Raw genomic sequence first — 3478 nt, 5'->3', positions numbered from 1 at the left:
CCTCCCGTCAGGCCAAGGCCGAGAAGCGCCTCGCCGAGATCGAGCACCGCGCCGAGCAGCTGCGCCTGGAGGCCGAGAAGCTGCGCACGGACGCCGAGCGCCGCGCCCGCCAGACGGTGGAGACGGCCCAGCGCCAGGCCGAGGACATCGTGGCCGACGCCAACGCCAAGGCCGACCGCATCCGTTCGGAATCCGAGCGGGAGCTCGCGGCCCTCACCAACCGCCGCGACAGCATCAACGCCCAGCTGACGAACGTCCGCGAGATGCTCGCGACGCTCACGGGCGCCGCGGTGGCCGCCGCCGGTACGCCGGCCGAGGAGGAGCCGATCTCCCGTGGGGTCCCGGCGCAGCAGTCCCGGTAACAGCCCGGCAAACGGAGTCTGAAGCTCCGCAAAGCCCTCTGCCGCTCGGGTGGCAGAGGGCTTTGCCACGTTCTAGCGTGGCGGCATGATTGAGCTCGAGGGGCTGACCAAGCGGTACGGCGAGAAGGTGGCGGTCAACAACCTGTCCTTCACCGTCAGACCGGGCATCGTCACCGGCTTCCTCGGGCCCAACGGCGCCGGCAAGTCCACGACCATGCGGATGATCCTGGGGCTCGACCACCCGACCGCCGGCGACGTCCGTATCGACGGCAAGCACTACCAGCAGCTCAAGGAGCCGCTCACATACATCGGTGCCCTGCTGGAGGCCAAGGCCTGGCACGGCGGGCGCACCGCCTACAACCATCTGCTGTGCCTGGCGCAGAGCAACGGCATTCCCCGCAGCCGGGTGCGGGACGTGCTGGAGACGGTCGGGCTGACGGCGGTCGCGAAGAAGAAGACCAAGGGCTTCTCGATGGGCATGGGGCAGCGGCTCGGCATCGCGGCCGCGCTGCTCGGCGATCCGCGGATCCTGATGTTCGACGAGCCGGTCAACGGCCTCGACCCCGAGGGCATCCACTGGATCCGCACCCTGATGAAGTCGCTCGCCTCGCAGGGCCGGACCGTGTTCGTCTCCTCCCACCTGATGAGCGAGATGGCCCTGACGGCCGAGCACCTCGTCGTGATCGGGCAGGGCCGGCTGCTCGCGGACACCTCCATGGCGGACTTCATCGACCGCAACTCACGTTCGTACGTCCGGGTTCGCAGTCCGCAGCGGGAGCGGCTGCTCGACGTCCTGCACCAGGCGGGGATCGTGGCCGTGGAGAGCGGGGACGGGGTGCTGGAGGTGGACGGCGGCAAGGCCGAGCACATCGGTGAGCTGGCGGCCCAGCACCGCATCACGCTGCACGAGCTGAGCCCGCAACAGGCCTCGCTGGAGGAGGCGTTCATGCAGCTGACCGCGGAATCGGTGGAGTACCACGCACACAGCGGAACAAGCCCGGCGAGCCCCGAGCCACCGCGGCAGCAGTGGGGCGACGGCTGGAAGAGGGGCTGAGCATGGCGGTGACACAGGTCGTACGGTCGGAGTGGACCAAGATCCGGTCGGTGGCGTCCACGGTGTGGACACTCTCGCTGGTGGTCGTCGTGACGGTCGCTCTCGGCATGCTGATCTCGGCGCTGTCGAAGAACGATTTCGACTCGATGAACGCGCAGGACCGGGCGGAGTTCGACCCGACGTTCATCAGCTTCGCGGGGATGAGTCTCGGTCAGCTGGCGATGATCGTCTTCGGTGTGCTGGTCGTGTCGAACGAGTACAGCACCGGCATGATCCGCACCTCGCTGGCCGCGGTGCCGCAGCGCGGCTCCTTCCTGTTCAGCAAGATCGCGGTCGCCGGCGGGCTCGCCCTGCTGGTCGGCCTCGTCACCAGCTTCGCCGCCTTCTTCCTGGGGCAGGCGATGCTGGGCTCGCACCGGGCGGAGATCGGCGACCCGGGGGTGCTGCGGGCCGTGCTCGGCGGGGGCCTCTACATGGCGCTGATCGCGATGTTCTCCATGGGCGTCGCCGCGATGCTGCGCTCGCCGATGCTGTCGCTGGGCATCCTGATGCCGTTCTTCTTCCTGATCTCCAACATCCTGGGCAACGTCGACGCGACGAAGAAGGTCGGCCGGTTTCTTCCCGACCAGGCCGGCAGCAAGATCATGCAGGTGGTCACGCCGATCGACGACGACACCCCGTACGGGCCGTGGGGCGGCCTCGTGATCATGGGATTGTGGGTGCTCGCGGTACTCGCCGGCGGCTATGTGCTGCTGAAGAAGCGCGATGCCTAGTGCCGCGGCAGGCAACGTTTGCCCGTTGAGGAGCGGCGTCCGGTGCGTGCTCTCGGCGTGGCGGCCGGAAGCCCTCGTACTGGACCGTACTTGAGGTTTCGGCCGGTGCGGCGAGTGGGGGTACCCCCTGCTCGAGCGGAGTCGAGAGCCTGGGGGAGCGTGGTCGAGAGCCTGGGGGAGCGTGCCGGGCGTCGTGACGGGGCGAACGTTGCCTGCCGCGGCACTAGAGGGACAGGCTTGGACCGACCTTTTGCCTCCTCTTGGGTGGAACCGTCAGCGCCTCGATATCCTCCTAACCCTTACGGGGGCGTGTGCCCCGCTGTCCTGAACCTTGCGATGGGTGCGGAGCATGATCGAAGCAGTCGGCCTGACGAAGCGCTACGGCGACAAGACCGCTGTGTACAACCTTTCCTTCCGGGTGCGGCCCGGAGCCGTCACCGGCTTCCTCGGGCCGAACGGCTCGGGCAAGTCGACGACGATGCGGATGATCCTCGGCCTGGACAATCCGACGGCCGGGCATGTGACGATCGGCGGCTATCCGTACCGCAGGCTGCCCAACGCCGCCCGTCAGGTCGGCGCCCTGCTGGACGCCAAGGCGGTGCACGGCGGCCGGTCCGCCCGCAACCACTTGCTGTCCCTCGCCCAGCTGTCGGGCATCCCGGCCCGGCGGGTGGACGAGGTGCTCGGCGTCGTCGGTCTGCAGGACGTGGCCAAGAAGCGGTCCAAGGGCTTCTCCCTCGGCATGGGGCAGCGGCTCGGCATCGCCGCGGCGCTGCTCGGCGACCCGCAGGTGCTGCTCTTCGACGAGCCGGTCAACGGCCTCGATCCCGAGGGCATCCTCTGGGTCCGCAACCTGATGAAGGCGCTGGCGGCGGAGGGCCGTACGGTCTTCGTCTCCTCCCACCTGATGAGCGAGATGGCGCTGACCGCCGACCACCTCATCGTCATCGGGCGCGGTCAGCTGCTCTCCGACATGAGTGTCACCGACTTCATCTCGGCGAACTCCGCCGACTTCGCGCGCGTACGCACGCCCGACACCGAGCCGCAGCAGCGCGAGAAGCTGTCGGCCGCGCTCACCGAGTCGGGCGGGCACGTGCTGCCCGAGCAGGACGGCGCCCTGCGCGTGACGGGGCTGCCCCTGCCGCGCATCAGCGACATCGCGCACGACCACGGCGTACGGCTGTGGGAGCTGTCGCCGCACCAGGCCTCCCTCGAGGAGGCGTACATGCGGATGACGCAGGGCGCCGTCGACTACCGCTCGACGATCGACCAGAAGGAAGGGCTCCAGC

3 protein-coding genes and 1 pseudogene are annotated in these 3478 nt (G+C 69.0%); all 4 read left to right on the top strand.

The genetic code is table 11. The annotated features are described in order from the left end of the window. Positions 1-362 (top strand): annotated as a pseudogene (locus ABZ281_RS42735) (cellulose-binding protein); the annotation flags it as partial. 85 nt (positions 363-447) lie between these two features. After that, positions 448-1416 (top strand): ABC transporter ATP-binding protein, encoded by a 969-nt coding sequence (locus tag ABZ281_RS42730; protein ID WP_356663454.1) that lies wholly within the window; start codon positions 448-450, stop codon positions 1414-1416. Positions 1417-1418: 2 nt separating this feature from the next. Further along, a complete protein-coding gene (locus ABZ281_RS42725; protein ID WP_356663452.1) occupies positions 1419-2189 on the top strand; it encodes an ABC transporter permease in 771 nt (256 codons plus the stop codon). A 349-nt stretch (positions 2190-2538) separates the two neighbouring features. Continuing rightward, positions 2539-3478 (top strand): ATP-binding cassette domain-containing protein (locus ABZ281_RS42720; protein ID WP_356663450.1); only part of this gene is annotated, 940 nt, incomplete at its 3' end.

The organism is Streptomyces sp. NPDC006265 (assembly GCF_040613555.1).
Lineage (GTDB): Bacteria > Actinomycetota > Actinomycetes > Streptomycetales > Streptomycetaceae > Streptomyces.
Note: the sequence above shows the minus strand (reverse complement) of the source record. Positions and strands in the feature narration are given on the sequence as shown.